This is a genomic window from Solibacillus daqui (assembly GCF_028747805.1).
In the GTDB taxonomy this organism is placed as follows: Bacteria; Bacillota; Bacilli; order Bacillales_A; family Planococcaceae; genus Solibacillus; species Solibacillus daqui.
In genome coordinates this window covers 761,446-776,984 of record NZ_CP114887.1, presented here as the reverse complement: position 1 = coordinate 776,984, position 15,539 = coordinate 761,446, and the positions used below count along the sequence as shown (strand labels likewise).

18 protein-coding genes are annotated in these 15,539 nt (G+C 36.0%); 6 read left to right on the top strand and 12 right to left on the bottom strand.

The features are described 5' to 3' along the window. Positions 1-61: 61 nt before the first annotated feature. Entirely contained in the window at positions 62-1,135 is a 1,074-nt protein-coding gene (locus O7776_RS03590; protein ID WP_274309280.1) for a Fe(3+) ABC transporter substrate-binding protein, read from the bottom strand. A gap of 634 nt (positions 1,136-1,769) precedes the next feature. Here O7776_RS03590 and O7776_RS03585 point away from each other — a divergent pair. Further along, the gene (locus tag O7776_RS03585) at positions 1,770-2,114 is read left to right on the top strand and encodes a transposase (RefSeq protein WP_274309279.1); all 345 of its coding nucleotides are present in this window, start codon (positions 1,770-1,772) and stop codon (positions 2,112-2,114) included. A 98-nt stretch (positions 2,115-2,212) separates the two neighbouring features. On the opposite strand, the gene O7776_RS03580 is transcribed toward O7776_RS03585, so the two are convergent. Beyond that, positions 2,213-2,968, bottom strand: coding sequence for an SDR family NAD(P)-dependent oxidoreductase (locus tag O7776_RS03580; protein WP_274309278.1), 756 nt, complete (start codon positions 2,966-2,968; stop codon positions 2,213-2,215). A 194-nt stretch (positions 2,969-3,162) separates the two neighbouring features. Between O7776_RS03580 and O7776_RS03575 the strand changes: the two genes are divergently transcribed. Both O7776_RS03575 and O7776_RS03570 read left to right on the top strand, forming a co-directional pair. After that, positions 3,163-3,816 (top strand): TetR/AcrR family transcriptional regulator, encoded by a 654-nt coding sequence (locus O7776_RS03575; RefSeq protein ID WP_274309277.1) that lies wholly within the window; start codon positions 3,163-3,165, stop codon positions 3,814-3,816. Between the two features lie 327 nt (positions 3,817-4,143). Further along, complete coding sequence (locus tag O7776_RS03570) at positions 4,144-4,263, top strand: DUF418 domain-containing protein (protein WP_337999463.1); 120 nt, start codon at positions 4,144-4,146, stop codon at positions 4,261-4,263. Positions 4,264-4,651: 388 nt separating this feature from the next. Here O7776_RS03570 and O7776_RS03565 read toward each other — a convergent pair whose 3' ends face one another. The 5 genes from O7776_RS03565 to O7776_RS03545 all read right to left on the bottom strand — a co-directional run bounded on the left by O7776_RS03565 (position 4,652) and on the right by O7776_RS03545 (position 11,335). After that, positions 4,652-5,710, bottom strand: coding sequence for a Cfr family 23S rRNA (adenine(2503)-C(8))-methyltransferase (locus tag O7776_RS03565; protein WP_274310438.1), 1,059 nt, complete (start codon positions 5,708-5,710; stop codon positions 4,652-4,654). A 614-nt stretch (positions 5,711-6,324) separates the two neighbouring features. Then, positions 6,325-7,083 carry an SDR family NAD(P)-dependent oxidoreductase gene (locus O7776_RS03560; protein ID WP_274309276.1) on the bottom strand — a complete coding sequence of 253 codons (759 nt, stop codon included), beginning with the start codon at positions 7,081-7,083 and terminating at the stop codon, positions 6,325-6,327. Between the two features lie 116 nt (positions 7,084-7,199). Next, positions 7,200-8,837, bottom strand: a complete 1,638-nt coding sequence (locus O7776_RS03555) for an ABC-F family ATP-binding cassette domain-containing protein (RefSeq protein WP_337999455.1) — start codon at positions 8,835-8,837, stop codon at positions 7,200-7,202. A 635-nt stretch (positions 8,838-9,472) separates the two neighbouring features. Then, positions 9,473-10,288 carry a thermonuclease family protein gene (locus O7776_RS03550; protein ID WP_274309275.1) on the bottom strand — a complete coding sequence of 272 codons (816 nt, stop codon included), beginning with the start codon at positions 10,286-10,288 and terminating at the stop codon, positions 9,473-9,475. A gap of 465 nt (positions 10,289-10,753) precedes the next feature. Beyond that, positions 10,754-11,335 carry a phosphatidylglycerophosphatase A family protein gene (locus O7776_RS03545; RefSeq protein WP_274309274.1) on the bottom strand — a complete coding sequence of 194 codons (582 nt, stop codon included), beginning with the start codon at positions 11,333-11,335 and terminating at the stop codon, positions 10,754-10,756. A 119-nt stretch (positions 11,336-11,454) separates the two neighbouring features. On the opposite strand from O7776_RS03545, the gene O7776_RS03540 reads away from it, so the two are divergent. The 3 genes from O7776_RS03540 to O7776_RS03530 all read left to right on the top strand — a co-directional run bounded on the left by O7776_RS03540 (position 11,455) and on the right by O7776_RS03530 (position 13,203). Next, positions 11,455-12,174 carry an alpha/beta hydrolase gene (locus tag O7776_RS03540; protein ID WP_274309273.1) on the top strand — a complete coding sequence of 240 codons (720 nt, stop codon included), beginning with the start codon at positions 11,455-11,457 and terminating at the stop codon, positions 12,172-12,174. An 81-nt stretch (positions 12,175-12,255) separates the two neighbouring features. Continuing rightward, positions 12,256-12,771: a YjcG family protein gene (locus tag O7776_RS03535; protein ID WP_274309272.1), complete on the top strand. Its 516-nt coding sequence runs from the start codon at positions 12,256-12,258 to the stop codon at positions 12,769-12,771. A gap of 3 nt (positions 12,772-12,774) precedes the next feature. Continuing rightward, a complete protein-coding gene (locus O7776_RS03530) occupies positions 12,775-13,203 on the top strand; it encodes a GNAT family N-acetyltransferase (RefSeq protein WP_274309271.1) in 429 nt (142 codons plus the stop codon). 57 nt (positions 13,204-13,260) lie between these two features. On the opposite strand, the gene O7776_RS03525 is transcribed toward O7776_RS03530, so the two are convergent. The 5 genes from O7776_RS03525 to spoVAC form a co-directional block, all read right to left on the bottom strand. Further along, positions 13,261-13,509 carry a stage VI sporulation protein F gene (locus O7776_RS03525; RefSeq protein WP_274309270.1) on the bottom strand — a complete coding sequence of 83 codons (249 nt, stop codon included), beginning with the start codon at positions 13,507-13,509 and terminating at the stop codon, positions 13,261-13,263. Between the two features lie 12 nt (positions 13,510-13,521). Beyond that, on the bottom strand, positions 13,522-13,659 hold the full coding sequence (locus tag O7776_RS03520; RefSeq protein ID WP_274309269.1) for a YjcZ family sporulation protein: 138 nt from the start codon (positions 13,657-13,659) through the stop codon (positions 13,522-13,524). Positions 13,660-13,722: 63 nt separating this feature from the next. After that, positions 13,723-14,088, bottom strand: a complete 366-nt coding sequence (gene spoVAE, locus O7776_RS03515) for a stage V sporulation protein AE (protein ID WP_241367740.1) — start codon at positions 14,086-14,088, stop codon at positions 13,723-13,725. A gap of 5 nt (positions 14,089-14,093) precedes the next feature. Beyond that, complete coding sequence (locus O7776_RS03510; RefSeq protein ID WP_274309268.1) at positions 14,094-15,089, bottom strand: stage V sporulation protein AD; 996 nt, start codon at positions 15,087-15,089, stop codon at positions 14,094-14,096. Next, complete coding sequence (gene spoVAC, locus O7776_RS03505) at positions 15,083-15,538, bottom strand: stage V sporulation protein AC (RefSeq protein WP_274309267.1); 456 nt, start codon at positions 15,536-15,538, stop codon at positions 15,083-15,085. The genes O7776_RS03510 and spoVAC overlap by 7 nt, the downstream gene beginning before the upstream one ends. Position 15,539 lies beyond the last annotated feature (1 nt).

The following is a 15,539-nucleotide window of genomic DNA, read 5'->3' as shown; positions in this document are numbered from 1 at the left end:
ACCTCGATATAGAGCAAGAAAGCCCTTGCTGCAACACGCAACAAGGGTTTAATCTTACTTGTTATTTCCAACCTACCTCATTGAAGATCATAACAGCTTTTGAGTTGTGATCCCCTAAAGTAGAAAGTGGAATATCTTGCTCTTTGAATTCGCCCCATGACTTAAGTAGCTCTGAGGATGTTGCTTCCGGATTTACTGGGTATTCATAGTTTGTCTCTGCAAAAACAGTCTGTGCTTCAGGAGCAGTTAAATACTCTAATAATTTTATTGCATTATCTTTATTTTTTGAAGTTTTAATTACACCAGCACCACTAATGTTTACATGTGCTCCTGTTGTGTCTTGGTTAGGGAAGAATACGCCTAAGCTTTCTGCAACTTTCACTTCTTCAGGGTCAGTAGAGTTTAACATTTGTCCGTAATAATAAGTGTTCATAATGGCAACGTCACCAATACCAGCAGCAATCGCTTTTGCTTGGTCTCGATCCCCACCTTCTGGATTACGAGCGAAGTTTGTTACAAGGCCATTTGCCCACTCTTTAGCCTTTTCTTCACCATTAATTTCGATCATTGAAGCAAGTAATGATTGGTTGTAGACATTTTCAGAACTGCGAACAAGTACACGGTTCTTCCATTGTGCTTCTGTTAAAGCTTCGTAAGTTGAAAGTTCTTCTGGTTTTACTGTTTCTTTATTGTAAACGATAACACGAGCTCGCTTTGTTAAACCGTACCACATTTGATCTGTATCTTGGAAATTTCCCGGTACTTGCTTATCTAATGTGTCACTCGAAACAGCTTGTAAAAGTCCGTCTTCTTTGGCACGGAATAGGCGGGCTGCATCAGATGTTAAAAATAAATCTGCCTTTGATGCATTACCTTCACGCTTAATGCGCTCTAGTAGTTCATCTGGTTCACCTTTAATGACATTTACTTTAATACCAGTTTCTTTTTCAAATTCTTTATATAATGTATCATCAACATCATAATGACGGCTTGTATATAAATTTACTTCCTTTGACTCTTCCTGAGAGCTATCTTTTTTTCCTTCTGAATTTTTTTGAGTTGTAGAACTGCTATCATTACATGCTGCTAATAAAAATAGAGCACTTAATGCTACAAATGCAATTAATTTTTTCACGATATACTTCTCCTATCCAAATAAATTGTTGAAAATGATTATCATAAGCAATTATAAGGATATGCGAAGAAAAGTCAATATAGTAATCATTATTTATTATTTTGGCATTCCTCATTCTTTTTTCACAATCGAAATAAGTAAGCCAAGGGTTAGCCGAAAGTTGAGTCATGATTACTGATACAGTTGACTACCACCCTTTTTAAATTCCGTTGCTTTTTCCTGCATCCCTTGATGGATGGGCTCTGTCGTATTCAAATCCTTGTCCTTTGCATAATTACATTTGTTATTTAAAACATATAATCAAATATTTGGAACGAAAGGTTCAGAACGTAGTTGAATTTAATAAAAATGCCGACTCTTTCGGGAACAATACAAGCATCATTTAAAAGTAACCACCTCATTTAATATGTCCATTGAATCGGAGGTGCCTTGTTAAATATTGCGTTGATTGAATGGGGGCTACGAACTGTTCTACATTCAATTCTCATTTTACTTACCCAATATCCTACGGGAAGCTTACAGATAAAAATCATGTACATAATTCAGCTATAATTATTATAGAAAAAAATGTCTGAAAAGGTTGATTATATATAGAAGAAACCCACGCGTTTTGAACAAAGATTGATCAAAATATGTGGGTTTAAGCTGCCAAAACTGTCCGTTCGCTTTAAACAAAAAAGACCGTGTTTTAAGAATTTCCATTCATCAAAAAACCTATGATTGCCTAAGAGAAATGAGATTATCATGGAAAGGGAAAGTGTTAAGGGCTGTCCGACCACAAACGATTGAACTAAACTTCGCCCATAGCAAAAAATACCACGGTCTCTGTTATGCCAGATACCGTGGTATTCCCAAAGTAAAAACTCAAGTTTTGATGATCGTACTCATTCAAAACCTTAAGAAATGGGCCAAGCTCCGTTCACTAAAACAAGTTGGGCTCCATCTCACATATCAAATAATAGAAGATTCTTTTGAATAATTCAAAAAATCCCTGTGAAAATTCATAGGGATTTCTTTGACAAGGTTGTTTTTCAACAACGTGCAAAGGCATATTCATGAAGAATACGCCTTTTTCTATTAATGTAATATAGAACCGCCGTCAATAATTAATTCAATACCAGTAACAAATTTGGATTCATCTGAAGCTAAGTAGAGAACACCATAGGCAATATCAGATGGTTGCCCAAGTACATTCAATGGTATACCAGCTACGGTCGCTTCTCTTACTTCTTTGTTATTTGTAAACATTTCAATCATCGGAGTTTCAATTGTGCCTGGATGTACTGAATTGACACGGATATTGTATTTACCGTAATCGAGTGCAACATTTTTTGTTAAAAGTCGAAGCCCACCTTTTGAGCTATTGTAAGCAGCGTTTCCAACACCGTTGATACCGGCTAGAGAAGAAATATTGACAATACTACCTCCACCTACTTTTTTCATTTCAGGTAGAACAGCTTTTATGCCTAAGAATGGTCCTTTAGTATTGATATCAAGGATTTTATCCCAAGTAGACTCGTCCAAATCCTCTATTTGCTGAGTAATTAAACCAGTGATACCTGCATTATTAACAAGGATATCAATTTTTCCGAACTCTTTTACTGCTGTATCCACAACATTTTTCCAATCATCAGCAGATGTCACATTATGTGCAATAGCTATAGCTTCTCCTCCATTTTCGTTTATTTCTTTTACTACGCTTTCTAATAGTTCAAACTGAACGTCTGTTGCTACTACTTTTGCCCCTTCTCGTGCAAATAATCTTGCTTCTTCTGCTCCTTGACCGCTTGCAGCCCCTGTAATAATTGCCACTTTGTTTGCTAATCGTGTCATTCATCATCTCTCCCTTTTAAATAATAGAAGTCAAACTATAGTGATGATAGTTTGACTATCATTCCTGTGATTTTATTATAAACCAAATTTTTTTATATGACAAATAACAAGATTGCGCTCCCACTTTGAACAAATTGACGCTCTAATATTAATTTGTTAGCATCATGAATAGGAATGATGAAGGAGTTGTAAACGTGGATCCACAAAGTAGATGGGAGCAAGAGCGCCAAGAAGGAAAGAATAAGCGGATGAAGATTATAGTGGAGGCCGCAGAGCAAGTATTTAGTATTCAGGGCTTTGAAAAGACGAAAATGCAGGATATTGCAGATGAACTTAACTTAGGTATTGCAACGCTTTTTCGTTACTTTCCAAAAAAGGATAAACTAATTGTGGCAGTAGCTGTTAATGTATTAGAGAGATACTATCGCTTTTTTACCGATGTTGCGGCTAAGGATGTTACTTGTTATGAGAAAATGGAAATGTTATTCAATCACTTTATAGCTGATCTTGAACCAGAGAATTTAGCCTGTACAAAACTGCTTGAGGCATTTGAGAGCTATGCCTCTACATCACTTGATGAGCTTGGAGATTATCAGCAATATATTTTAATTCGTAAGAAAGTAGCTGACATACTTACTGAAATTATTGAAGAAGGTATTCTGGACGGATCAATTCGGACAGATATCTCAGCAAAGGATGTCTTATTATCCATCATTAATGCATTTGGTCTGTTTTCAAGAAAGTTATCACTGTTTGAAAGAATTCCCTTCTTTGAAGACGAACTTGATCCAAATGTACAAATGATAATCATTAAAGGTATATTTATGGAATATATAAAAGCTAAATAAGTATGAATGGCCCCCCTCCCTCCAAGAACAGATACTTCATTTTGTTGAATTGGAATAAAGATTGATTAAAATACAGCTATAAATGATGATTCTTATAGAAAATCATAGCCCCTATTTTGAACAAATATTGATCAAAATAGGGGCTATTTTTCATATCTGTATAGGGCTTTTTGTAATAAAGATTGATCATTTCGGAAACCGAATATTCAACTAAAGCGCCCGATTGTTGAAGATTAAAAGCTGATGAAGCTGGATCGTATTTATTTAACTCTAGCATTTGTTGTTTAATAACAAAAGGTTATTGTTAAACAACACTATGGGTAGGGAATCGTATATATAACTCAAATTGTCTTCTCTAATTTGTGGTTAAAAAAGTTTCGTTATGGTCCCATTGAATGGTTATGGCGCTGTGGAACATACATGAGAATATATTCTAATAAAAAATAAAACAAATAAGATTCATCCATTTGTTCTATTTTAGTTAACATGAAGTGACCCCTAATAGTTGTCTAACTTTTAGGGGTCACTTCATTATTATTTTTTAAGAAAATATAAATAAACAGTATCGTATGATAATGATTTACTCCAATTAGTGGAACTATATTAATATCTTTGTGCCTTCCATGTTATTAATCTAAGTAAAATCGTCTAGTCAGTCTCCATTGTGCCTTGCTAGGGACTCTCTTAATAATAAAGATTTAAACACATGTTTAAATCTACTTAGTCTTTTGTATTGATTAATCTTATTACAATCATCAACTAGACAATTAGAGGTAAAATTCAACATTTGGAACAATACCCATTAAAAAGATTTTCTGTAGTAAGATACTTTAGATCACGTAAATTGAGAACTCTTCTTCGTAACATATTGACCGTACAATTGGCCACAAGCCGCATCTATATCTATACCGAATTGACTTCTAATCGTTACATGAATGCCTGCCGATTGAAGTTCTTTATAAAACATTTGAACTTTTTTTTCATCCGTTTCACCATAGTGCTCAGGAGCATCAACGGTTGGATTATATCGTATAAGGTTTACATGATACAAGTGTCCCCATTGACCTCGATTTTGAAGTAATTTAGCTACAGCCTTCGCATGATCAATAGAATCATTTACCCCACGTAACATTATATACGCTATATACACTTTTCTACCTGTTACTTGAATATGCTCATCTAGCGTTGCCATTACTTCATCAAGAGAAAACTTATCGTTTATAGGCATCAATTCACTCCTTTGCTCATTAAACGGCGAATGTAAAGAGAAAGTGAGGTTGACTTGTGGGAAATCGCTCGTCATTTTTTTAATATTAGGTATAATACCGACTGTAGAGACTGTTAATCTTCGTGGACTTAAGCCAAACAAGCTAGAGTCAGTTAGTGTTTTTAATGCATTAAATACCTGTTTATTTGCGAGTGCTTCGCCCATCCCCATAAAAGCAATACTATCAAGTGAGTGACCATTTAAGTGAAAAAATAAAAGTTGGTCTGTTATCTCATCAGCCGTAAGGTTTCGTTTTAGCCCAATTGCCCCAGTTGCACAAAACTGACAGCCCAGTCCACATCCGCATTGAGAGGAAATACAAAATGATTCCCACCCAGCTCGATATTTCAACCCTATTGCCTCCACCTTATCATTACCTGAGATTTCAAAAAGGACTTTTCTAACTTGTTCTGATGATTGTTCAAAAACTGGCTTGATATTGAGAATATTTGTCCCAAACACCTTTATTAATTCTTCACGAACTGTTTTTGGTAATATAGTCATTTGTTCAAATTCACTAATATGTTGCTTAAAAATAGCATCAGTCATTTGCTTGTATCTATAATTTGGTTGTCCTAGTTCTTTTAAAAATTGCTTTATACTTTCATATTTGGTCTTCGTATTTATATGTTTCATTATATGATCCCCCGATTATCAGACTGTCAAATATCCGTATTTTTCTAAATATTAATTGAGTGATTCGTATTAAAACAAAGCGATTAACTCTAAAAAATTACTCTACATTTTCTTCCTTTAAAAAAAGAAAAGGCACCGAATCAAATCGGCGCCTAAAAATTGTATAGCACTCTTATTAAAAAACTCGAGACTATACTGTGTATTTTGGTATTGGAACACAAAAATACGCCTAGCAGAGCCGGCGCCTAGTCATTACGTAGTTTATTTAATCAAATTCACAAATCTGTATTAAACATTTTTTGCTAAAGTAAGGAAGCAAAAAGCCTCTGGCCACCGTTGCTATATGAAGTTTGCTTAAAAAAGGACAGACTAGTCCCGTTACAAGCAACCCTTCCAAATAGCAAATGTGCTTTCACTTCTTTTGATAACACTACATTAGTTATAGTTTCCATTACTTTTTGCCTCCTTTCATACTCAATAATAATTTTTATTACTATACTATATATTTATATAATAAAGTAACAAGGATTACATTTCATTAAGAGGTTGTCTCTGGTCTAAACGAGACAACCTCTTATTTCTTCATTGCTTAAAAGATATTCTCTTTATACTGTTAAGCTACCATCAACCGTTACAACCGAACCGGCCATGAAACTTGATTTATCAGAAGCTAAGAACAATACTGCTTCTGCAACCTCTTCAGGTTCACCATGACGCCCCATTCTAACACGCGACATTTCTTCTGGTACGTATCCTGTTTCTTCCATGGTTTCCCCGACACTTTTAAATAGTGGTGTAACGATCCCTCCTGGACAAACGGCATTGATTCGAATACCTTTATTAGCGTATTCAATGGCAGCCCCTTTAGTCATACCTATTACGGCATGTTTACTTGCAGAATAAACAGCAATGCTATGCTCTGGACGAATGCCTGCTGATGAAGCCGTATTGATAATAGATCCTTTACCTTGCTTCTCCATCACTTGGATTACGTATTTCATTCCAAGGAAAATACCCTTTACATTTATGTCCATAATTCGTTCGTATTCTTTTGTTTCCACAGTCGTAAATGGTGCAAACTTTTGAATAATACCCGCATTATTAAAAAAGACATCAATACGATCATAATAATCAATAGATTGGTTTATATAGTTTTGAACATCTTCCTCTTTCGAGACATCTGCTTTTATAAAAATACCTTCTCCACCTTTATTTTGAACAAGTCTAAGAGTTTCTTGACCTGTAACTTCATTGAAATCAACTAGAACCACTTTATACCCGTTTTCAGCGAATTTTATACTTGTAGCTCTACCAATCCCACTACCTGCTCCTGTTACGACAGCAACTTGATTTTCATTAGACATATTTATTTCCTCTTTTCCATGTTATTTTTCATTGTGAGCCTGATTTATTATAATTTGATTTTTAAGTAGTTGGTGGCCCCCTACCTAGGCCTTGCGTCTTCATCATTGTTTTATACCTATTCTTTCTCTTTTTGCGATTTAGCTTCAACATAGTCATCATAGTTGCCGTTATATACAATGGCTCCTGTTGGAGATAGTTCCAAAATTTTATCAGCTAGCTTATTCAAAAAATAACGGTCATGAGAAATAAAGAACAATGTACCCTCATAATTCATAAGTGCAGATTCCAACACACCTTTACTAAATAAATCTAAATGATTTGTCGGCTCGTCTATAATAAGAACATTAGCGTTTTGTAACATAAGCTTGGTTAACGCAACACGTGCTTTTTCACCACCACTAAGAGTAGATATTTTCTTAAATACATCTTCACCGGAAAACAAGAAATTCCCAAGTACAGTACGAATTCTAGCCTCTTTGAAATGAGGAAATGTATTCCACACCTCATCCAATATCGTATTATTGGGATGTAAAGTTGATTGCTCTTGATCGTAATAAGCAATAGTAACTCCATTTCCCCAAGTTATTACGCCACTTTTTGGTTTATAATCATCGAGTAACGTCTTAAGTAATGTTGACTTTCCAACACCATTTGGACCAATTAATGCTACTCTTTCACCTCGTCGTAGCTGGAAACTAATATTCTTTAATAGAGGTTTTTGTTCAGTACCTACTCCGACACAGATATCAATATCTCGAACTTGTAACACCTCTTTATGAGACGTTTTTTCTATTGAAAACGACATCTGTGCACTTTTTAAGTCTTTGAGAGGTGTATCTATACGTTCAATTCTCTCAAGCTGCTTTCGTTTGTTTTTTGCACTTTTAGACGACGTTGCCATGGTGATGTTCCGTTGAATGTAATCTTCCATCTTCGCAATTTGTTCTTGCTGCCTTGAATATTTCTTAGCTAGAATTTCACGGTTTTTCTCTTTGTTCTCAACATATTTCGAATAGTTACCTACATATCGTCGTGCTTCTGTTCGCTCAATTTCATAAATAATGGTTACTAGCGAATCCAAAAAGTAACGATCATGTGAAACAACAAGGATAGTACCAGGATATGAGCGTAAATAACCTTCTAACCAAGCTAAAGTAGTGAGATCCAAATGATTTGTTGGCTCATCAAGGATAAGCAATTCTGGCTGTTCCAATAGTACTTTAGCTAAAGCAAGTCTCGTTTTCTGACCTCCACTTAACGTATGAATGAGTGTATCTTTAGGAAACTCTCCAAAGCCCATTCCATGCAGAACACCACGAATTTTTGCTTCTATTTCATAACCACCGTGCTCCATAAACCATTCTGATTTTGCTGCATAACGATTCATCAATTTTTCATATTTTATGGGATTAGCTATTAATGCAGGTTCACCCATTGTTCTTTCTAACTCGCGAAGTTCTTTTTCAACCTCAAGAAGAGTAGAGAAGACATTCAACATTTCATTCCAAATCGTATTCTCCATTTCTAGTCCACTATTTTGGCGGAAATAGCCAATCTTTGTTTCTTTTGCAGTATAAATTTCCCCATTATCGTAAGGGATATCCCCAGCAATAATCTGTAATAAGGTTGATTTTCCAGCGCCATTCACTCCTATAAGACCAATCCGGTCGCCTGCCTCAATTTTCATTGATATATCTGAAAGTATTGGATCACCTAAATAACTTTTACTAATATTGTTTAATTGAAGTAACATTTTTTTCACTCTTTCTTTATAAATATTGAGCAGCCTGTTTTATGCATTTCATCAAACAGGAAGCCACAAAAACATATTCATTTCAATTTTTCTCCTTTTGAACGCAAAAAAAGGCGCCGAATAAACCGGCGCCTAAGAATTGCGTAAACCTTTAACAAGTACAAAATTGATTATAAATATCCTACAAATTTTGCTTAAAAACACAAAAAGACGCCGGAACCGGCGCCTAATAAATGCATTTATTTAATCAAAACTCAAAGAGTCAGTCATTTAAAGAAATTTTTAAAAATCCTAAAATAAGAATGCAAAAAGCTTCCGGTAGCTGTTTTCTATATGAAGTTTGCTTAAAAAAGGGCAGACTAATCCCGTTGTAAGCAAATCCCCTAACAATCTATACGACTTTACTTCTTTTTCCATGTTCATAAAAACAGTTTCCATCACTTTTTGCCTCCTTTCTCAATTAATAATCTTAACCATTATAATACACATTGATAAAAAAACAACCCTTTTAATTGTTCAACTATCCTGCACCTTTAGTTGAATTAGTTAAACAAAATGGGCATCAATCCTTCTTGGATCAATACCCCTTCCTAAGCTTACCCTTACTTTATAAAAAAGGTATGATGTCTTTTTATTTATCGCTTAGCTGGAATAAACCCAGCAGCTTCTGCTTCTTCTTTAGTACAGAACATCTCCTCTGCTACTGTATTCTCATAGTCACGTTGCCCCTGCATATGATATATTTTGTTGCCTTTGGAGTTAATATTTCCTTTGATTTCGCAACTGCCCTTGTTGTTATTGGTATTCGATTTATCCTCATCTATGTTAGACTGATTTACTTCTTTTATTGCAGCATAGTATATATCTTTATCGTATCCACGATTTGTTACATAATCTTCAACTGACCAAATACCAATAGCAGATTTCTGAGCAGTTTTTTGAATAGATTTAAACCAATCTACATGCTTCGTATTTGGATTATAAATATATGCCACGCGAGCTAATCCATTTTTCAATAGTTGCTCTTGAACACTAATACCATCTTTAGTATAAACATATGCTAGTAACCTTTTATATTTATCACGATATGAAACGTCAAATTCTAAATAAACCGTATCATGACCAGCTAGTAGCTGCTTTGCAAATTCTTTAGCTTCTGGCCCATAAGGTTGTTCTCCTAGTGTCTCATGATTAGTTTCCGGGGTATCTACAAGTAAAAAACGAACCTTTTCAGAACTACCATTATATTTAATTCGAATCGTGTCGCCATCAATTACCTCTTGTAATTCGAATTCCTCAAATTCACTTACATCATACTTGTCCGCTGTTTCGATTGTTGATGTTACAATTCCTTGGATATCTTGTGTTTCAATATTATCTGTGCCAGTTTCTTCTGTGCATGCAGTTAATAACAATGTCAAAAATATTAATGCAAAATAAAACTTTTTCAAACGTATATCCTACCTTTTTACATGTTTTTTTCGAAAACGTAAAAATCCCCAGTTCTTTTATCAACTGAAGATTTTTAGGCTTATTTAAATATTAAATACAACACAAATGCTAAAATAATTGTTCCGCTCGTAATTAGTGTTTTAATATCTTTGTCACTCAATGTTAGTACCTCTTTTCTAACTTCTTCATTGCTTAATTTCTATTATCAATAAATATGCTAAATAGCACAATGAATTTGATTTATTCGCTAAATCACACTCAAAAAAATCTTCAGTTGCTAGAACCGAAGATCTTAATGATTTTAAAATTTAAGATCAATTACGCCTCAGCGTAATTGTGTCCAGATTTTTTTCAAGTTCTGGGCCACAGGACGTGGGTCAGTCAGCCGTTGTCACACGATGCGGCGTTCTTAGCCTGAGTTCCCCTATTCATCCCCCACTTATAGAAGTAGGGGATGAATTAAGTTAAATCTCTTTGTTCGATTTTGGCTTCGGTCCTAGCTCTTGTGGAGGAATTGCTGCAAATGTTTCGCCCTCTTCCTCTAAATCACGCATACGGTGCGCTAATCGTGAAGCCGCACATGCTGCAATACTACCTACTAAGTCATCTAAGAACGTATTAACGGATTCGCCCGCTTTTGTATCAAGCTTTTCAATAATGCCGATTTTTTGTTTATCTAAATGACCAAATGTTGTTACCGCAATACTTCCGTAAGTAAATACCGAACCTAACGCTAACGTTTCATCTACCCCAAATAAGCCTTCATCAGACTCAATAATTTTTTGTAATGTTGGGGATAATAACTTTTTCTCAGCTAACTCATCTAATTCAATTCCGACTAAAACAGCATGCTGAACTTCGCGCTTATTTAATACACGCTCAACAGATTGAACACAGTGCTCGATTGTTAGTCCTTCATTATAAGGCGATTGCATTGTATAAACGATATCTGCAATATCTTCAATTGACACATGACGGCGTAATAATGCATCATGTGTTGCTTTTGTCACTTCATCCGAATGAACACGTACTCTTTTATTATGCATAAATACTTCCTCACTTCAAAATAATTTTAGCGTACTCTTACCTAACTCTCTCTATATTACAACTTTATTTTTCTTTATGATACAATTTTGAAGACAAACGTAAGACAGGAGTGACTGCTTTGGATAAGGGCACGGTAGAAAATATTGCTTTTTTTAGTAATGCATTAAATGAGGAATTAGAATTATTAATCTATATTCCAGCCAACTATTCTCCACTATATGAATATAACATTTTAATCGCATCGGATGGTAAAGATTACTTCCAGCTAGGTGGAATCCCGCGCCTTGCCGATCAATTGATTGACGACTTTATTGTCGAAAATATGATCATCGTTGGTGTACCTTACAAAGACTATCAAGACCGTAAACGTAAGTACATCCCAACTGGTGATCAATTCGAAGCGTATATGCGCTTTTTAGCTCATGAATTAGTCCCTTATTTAGATGCAGAGTTTTCTACATCTCATATGGGCGGTAGCCGCGCACTTATTGGTGACTCTATGGCAGCAACTATTTCACTTATGACGGCGATTCATTACCCTAATATTTTCGGAAAAGCAATTTTACAATCACCTTTTGTAGACGAACATGTCCTTAATGCCGTTCGAAATGCAAAAAACTTAGACATTCTTTCGGTTTACCATATTATTGGCCTACTTGAAAAAGAGGTTATTTTTAAGGACAAGTCGGTTAAAGACTTTTTAACACCAAATCGAGAGCTACACCAATTGTTTTTAACGCTTGGTGTTGATACGTTTTACGAAGAATTCGACGGTAACCATACTTGGACATATTGGAAGCCCGATTTAAAACGTGCACTAACCCAAATTTTCGGATAATAGCAGAGTAGGAAATGTTTATTAACATAATTTTCTGTTATAATCAGATAAAGTCTGATAAATTTTTAGGGGGTAATGAATTTGAAATACGGTATTGTTGCTTTTCCATCAAAAAAAATACAAGATTTAGCAAACACTTATCGAAAACGCTATGACCCACACTACGCATTAATTACGCCACATATTACATTAAAGGATGCATTCGATGCAGATGAATCTCAAATTGGTGAAATTTCCAAAAGCTTAGAAGAAATTTCAGCCCGATTTGCACCATTACAAATTCATGCTTCCCGAATTAGCTCTTTTTATCCTACGACGAATGCGATTTTTTTCCGCGTAGATCCTACACCACAATTAGAAAGCGTGCATACGTCATTAAAAGAAAATATTAACCTAGGTGCACCTAAGCATGTATTTGTACCACATATTACAATTGCTCAAAAATTGAATGCTTCAGAGCACGATGACATTTTCGGTCAATTGCGTATGGTTGGCGTAGATGAAACAGACGTAATCGACCGCATTCATTTACTGTACCAACTTGAAGATGGCTCTTGGACAACCTACGAAACATACAAATTGACTGGAGCTGAATAACACGTGTTTGATGTAAAATTAGTAACAACTGACGAAGACCGCGAACGTGCCTTTACGTTACGTAAAGAGGTATTTGTAAAAGAACAAGGCGTACCAATTACATTAGAACTGGATGAACACGACTCGACAGCTATTCATTTCATCGTTAATGATGGTAATGATACTATTGCGACGGCACGTTTACGTGAAATCGAACCAAAAATCGGCAAAGTAGAACGTGTTTGTGTACTAAGCTCTTACCGCGGTAAGCGTCTTGGCATTTTAATTATGGAAACAGTAGAGCAATATGCTTCGAGCATTGAATTTCAAAAACTAAAACTTAATGCGCAGAGCTATGCCGTGCCATTTTATGAAAAGCTAGGCTATGTTGTTACATCGCCAGAATTCATGGACGCTGACATTCCACATCGCGCAATGGAAAAAGAAATGTAACCTACAAGAAACCCCCGCCAAACATGTACTTGACGGGGGTTTTAGTATGCATATAAATTACTTCATCATTTTCTCAATTTTTGTAAAGTCTAATGATTTACCTTCTTGTAAGATGGATTTTACGATTTTGTCCTCTAGCTCTTGGGTAATTGGCTTATTCGCAAGGCGACTTACTTTTTTAACAATTTTACGCACTTGCTTTTCATCTGAAAAATTCGCATGTGACAACGCATTAGCCAGCGCCATTATTTCATCAAAATTTACGCCGGTTTTACGCTCCACCTGTTTTGAAAAGCGTTCCATCATTTCTTGCCTCCTTTAATAAAATACACTTCCTACAATAATTAACAATATAAAGAGCACAACAATTAATACGAATGTTCCGCTATTGTTACATTTATCATATGCAGGAGACTCGTAATTACAGCCTTGTTGCCAGCCGCCATATCCAGACATTCAAAATACCCCCTTTCTAATTCTTAGTGTATGCACACTACGAAAAGAAAGAGGGTAAAACGTCTAGTCGACTTTGCCTTTTGACTTAAAAATTACCGCCGCGATAAAACCAAATAATATTGCAGCACTAATACCAGAACTCGTCACTTCAAACATCCCAGTCAACACACCGATCCAACCATGCTTTTCAGCTTCCGCCATCGCACCATGAGTCAGCGAGTTACCAAAAGATGTGATCGGAATCGTGGCACCAGCACCAGCAAAATCAATGAGCGCTTCATACAGACCAAACCCGTCTAAAACAGCACCCAAAACAACTAGTATTGATAAAGTATGACCAGGTGTTAATTTTCCAATATCGATTAATAATTGCCCAATAACACAAATGAGCCCTCCTACAACAAATGCCATTAAAAATGAAAAGCCCATACCATTCACCCCATCCCGACTTCAATTGCATGAGCTATACACGGAATCGTTTCACCTTGCTGAAACGATAATGGAGAAAGTAGTGCACCTGTCGCAACAAGCAATACTTTTTGATAGCGCCCTGTTTTAAACTGTTCTATCATATAGCTGCTATATACAGCAGCTGAACAGCCAGCACCACTAGCCCCTGCCAAAAATGCAGAATCTTCTCCATAAAATTCTGCACCTGCATCACGAAATCTTGCTAAATCTTCTTTTTTCACTCCACTTTGGGCAAACATGGCTATTAATATTTTTAAGCCGATTTTCCCTAAATCGCCCGTCATTATGACATCATAGTCTTGAATCGTTTGCCCTCGCTTTTGCAAATGCGCTTGAATGGTATCAAACGCTGCAGGGGCCATTGCTCCCCCCATATGAAATGGGTCAGTTGCTCCATAATCAATCACTTTTCCAACTGTTGCTGCTTCAAGAACGGGCATTTTTTTTTGGTGCTTCCCTACTAATACAAAACCTGCTGCCGTCACGGTCCACTGTGCTGTTGCAGGCTTCTGCCCCCCATAATCAACCGGGTAACGAAACTGCCGTTCAACTGAGTTATGCTGACTGGATGCCCCTGCAATCGCAAAGTCACTTGCACCAAGTTCAGTTAATAATCCCGCAATGATAATAGAGGAAACGGACGTAGCACAAGCTGAAAACATTCCGATAAACGAGATGGCCAATTCACGCGCAGCAAAATTGGTCGGCGTCATTTGATTTATTAAATCGCCCCCTAATAAATAATCGATATCTAAATTATTTAAGTTCGATTTTTTTAAAATGAGCTGACAAGCCTCTGATATTAGCCTCGCGCCACCTTTTTCATTCGTTTTTTTATCGACACGTTCATCAGTTAACACCTTATCAAAATAAGTATTAAATACACTTCGCTTTTCTAACGGACCAACAACAGCGGCTGAGGCAAGTAAGGCTGGCTTAGATTGAAAAACAATTACCATGAAGCAACACCTACCGATACAAGAATCAGTTTAATCAGCCCAACAAAAAATGCTGAAACGACTCCAAATAAAATAACCGCACCCGCCAACTTAAACATATTGCCACCAACACCAAGTACAAACCCTTCGGATCTATATTCAATCGCCGCTGAAATAACAGCATTTCCAAAGCCTGTTACCGGCACTGCACTCCCCGCCCCAGCAAATTGCCCAAGTTTTCGGTAGTAACCAAAACCGGTTAAGAGCATAGCTATAAAAATCATTGTCGCAACAGTTGGATTTCCTACTGTTTTTTCTGTGAAGTCAAAAAAAATCATATAAAAATATGATATGGCCTGTCCTATTGAACAAATAATCCCACCAACGCCAAATGCCTTTAAGACATTAACAAAAAGAGGAGTTTGTGGCGTTAGCTGCTCTTTGAGTGTATTGTATTGTTGCTCATTCACG

Coding starts and splice junctions, on each gene's coding strand:
- O7776_RS03545 (WP_274309274.1), bottom strand. CDS start 11,335: ATGCATAATAAAAGAGTACGTGTTCATTCGGATGAAGTGACAAAAGCA.
- spoVAE (WP_241367740.1), bottom strand. CDS start 14,088: ATGGGCTTTTCATTTTTAATGGCATTTGTTGTAGGAGGGCTCATTTGT.
- O7776_RS03520 (WP_274309269.1), bottom strand. CDS start 13,659: ATGTCTGGATATGGCGGCTGGCAACAAGGCTGTAATTACGAGTCTCCT.
- O7776_RS03560 (WP_274309276.1), bottom strand. CDS start 7,083: ATGTCTAATGAAAATCAAGTTGCTGTCGTAACAGGAGCAGGTAGTGGG.
- O7776_RS03510 (WP_274309268.1), bottom strand. CDS start 15,089: ATGGTAATTGTTTTTCAATCTAAGCCAGCCTTACTTGCCTCAGCCGCT.
- O7776_RS03580 (WP_274309278.1), bottom strand. CDS start 2,968: ATGACACGATTAGCAAACAAAGTGGCAATTATTACAGGGGCTGCAAGC.
- O7776_RS03555 (WP_337999455.1), bottom strand. CDS start 8,837: ATGTTACTTCAATTAAACAATATTAGTAAAAGTTATTTAGGTGATCCA.
- O7776_RS03525 (WP_274309270.1), bottom strand. CDS start 13,509: ATGATGGAACGCTTTTCAAAACAGGTGGAGCGTAAAACCGGCGTAAAT.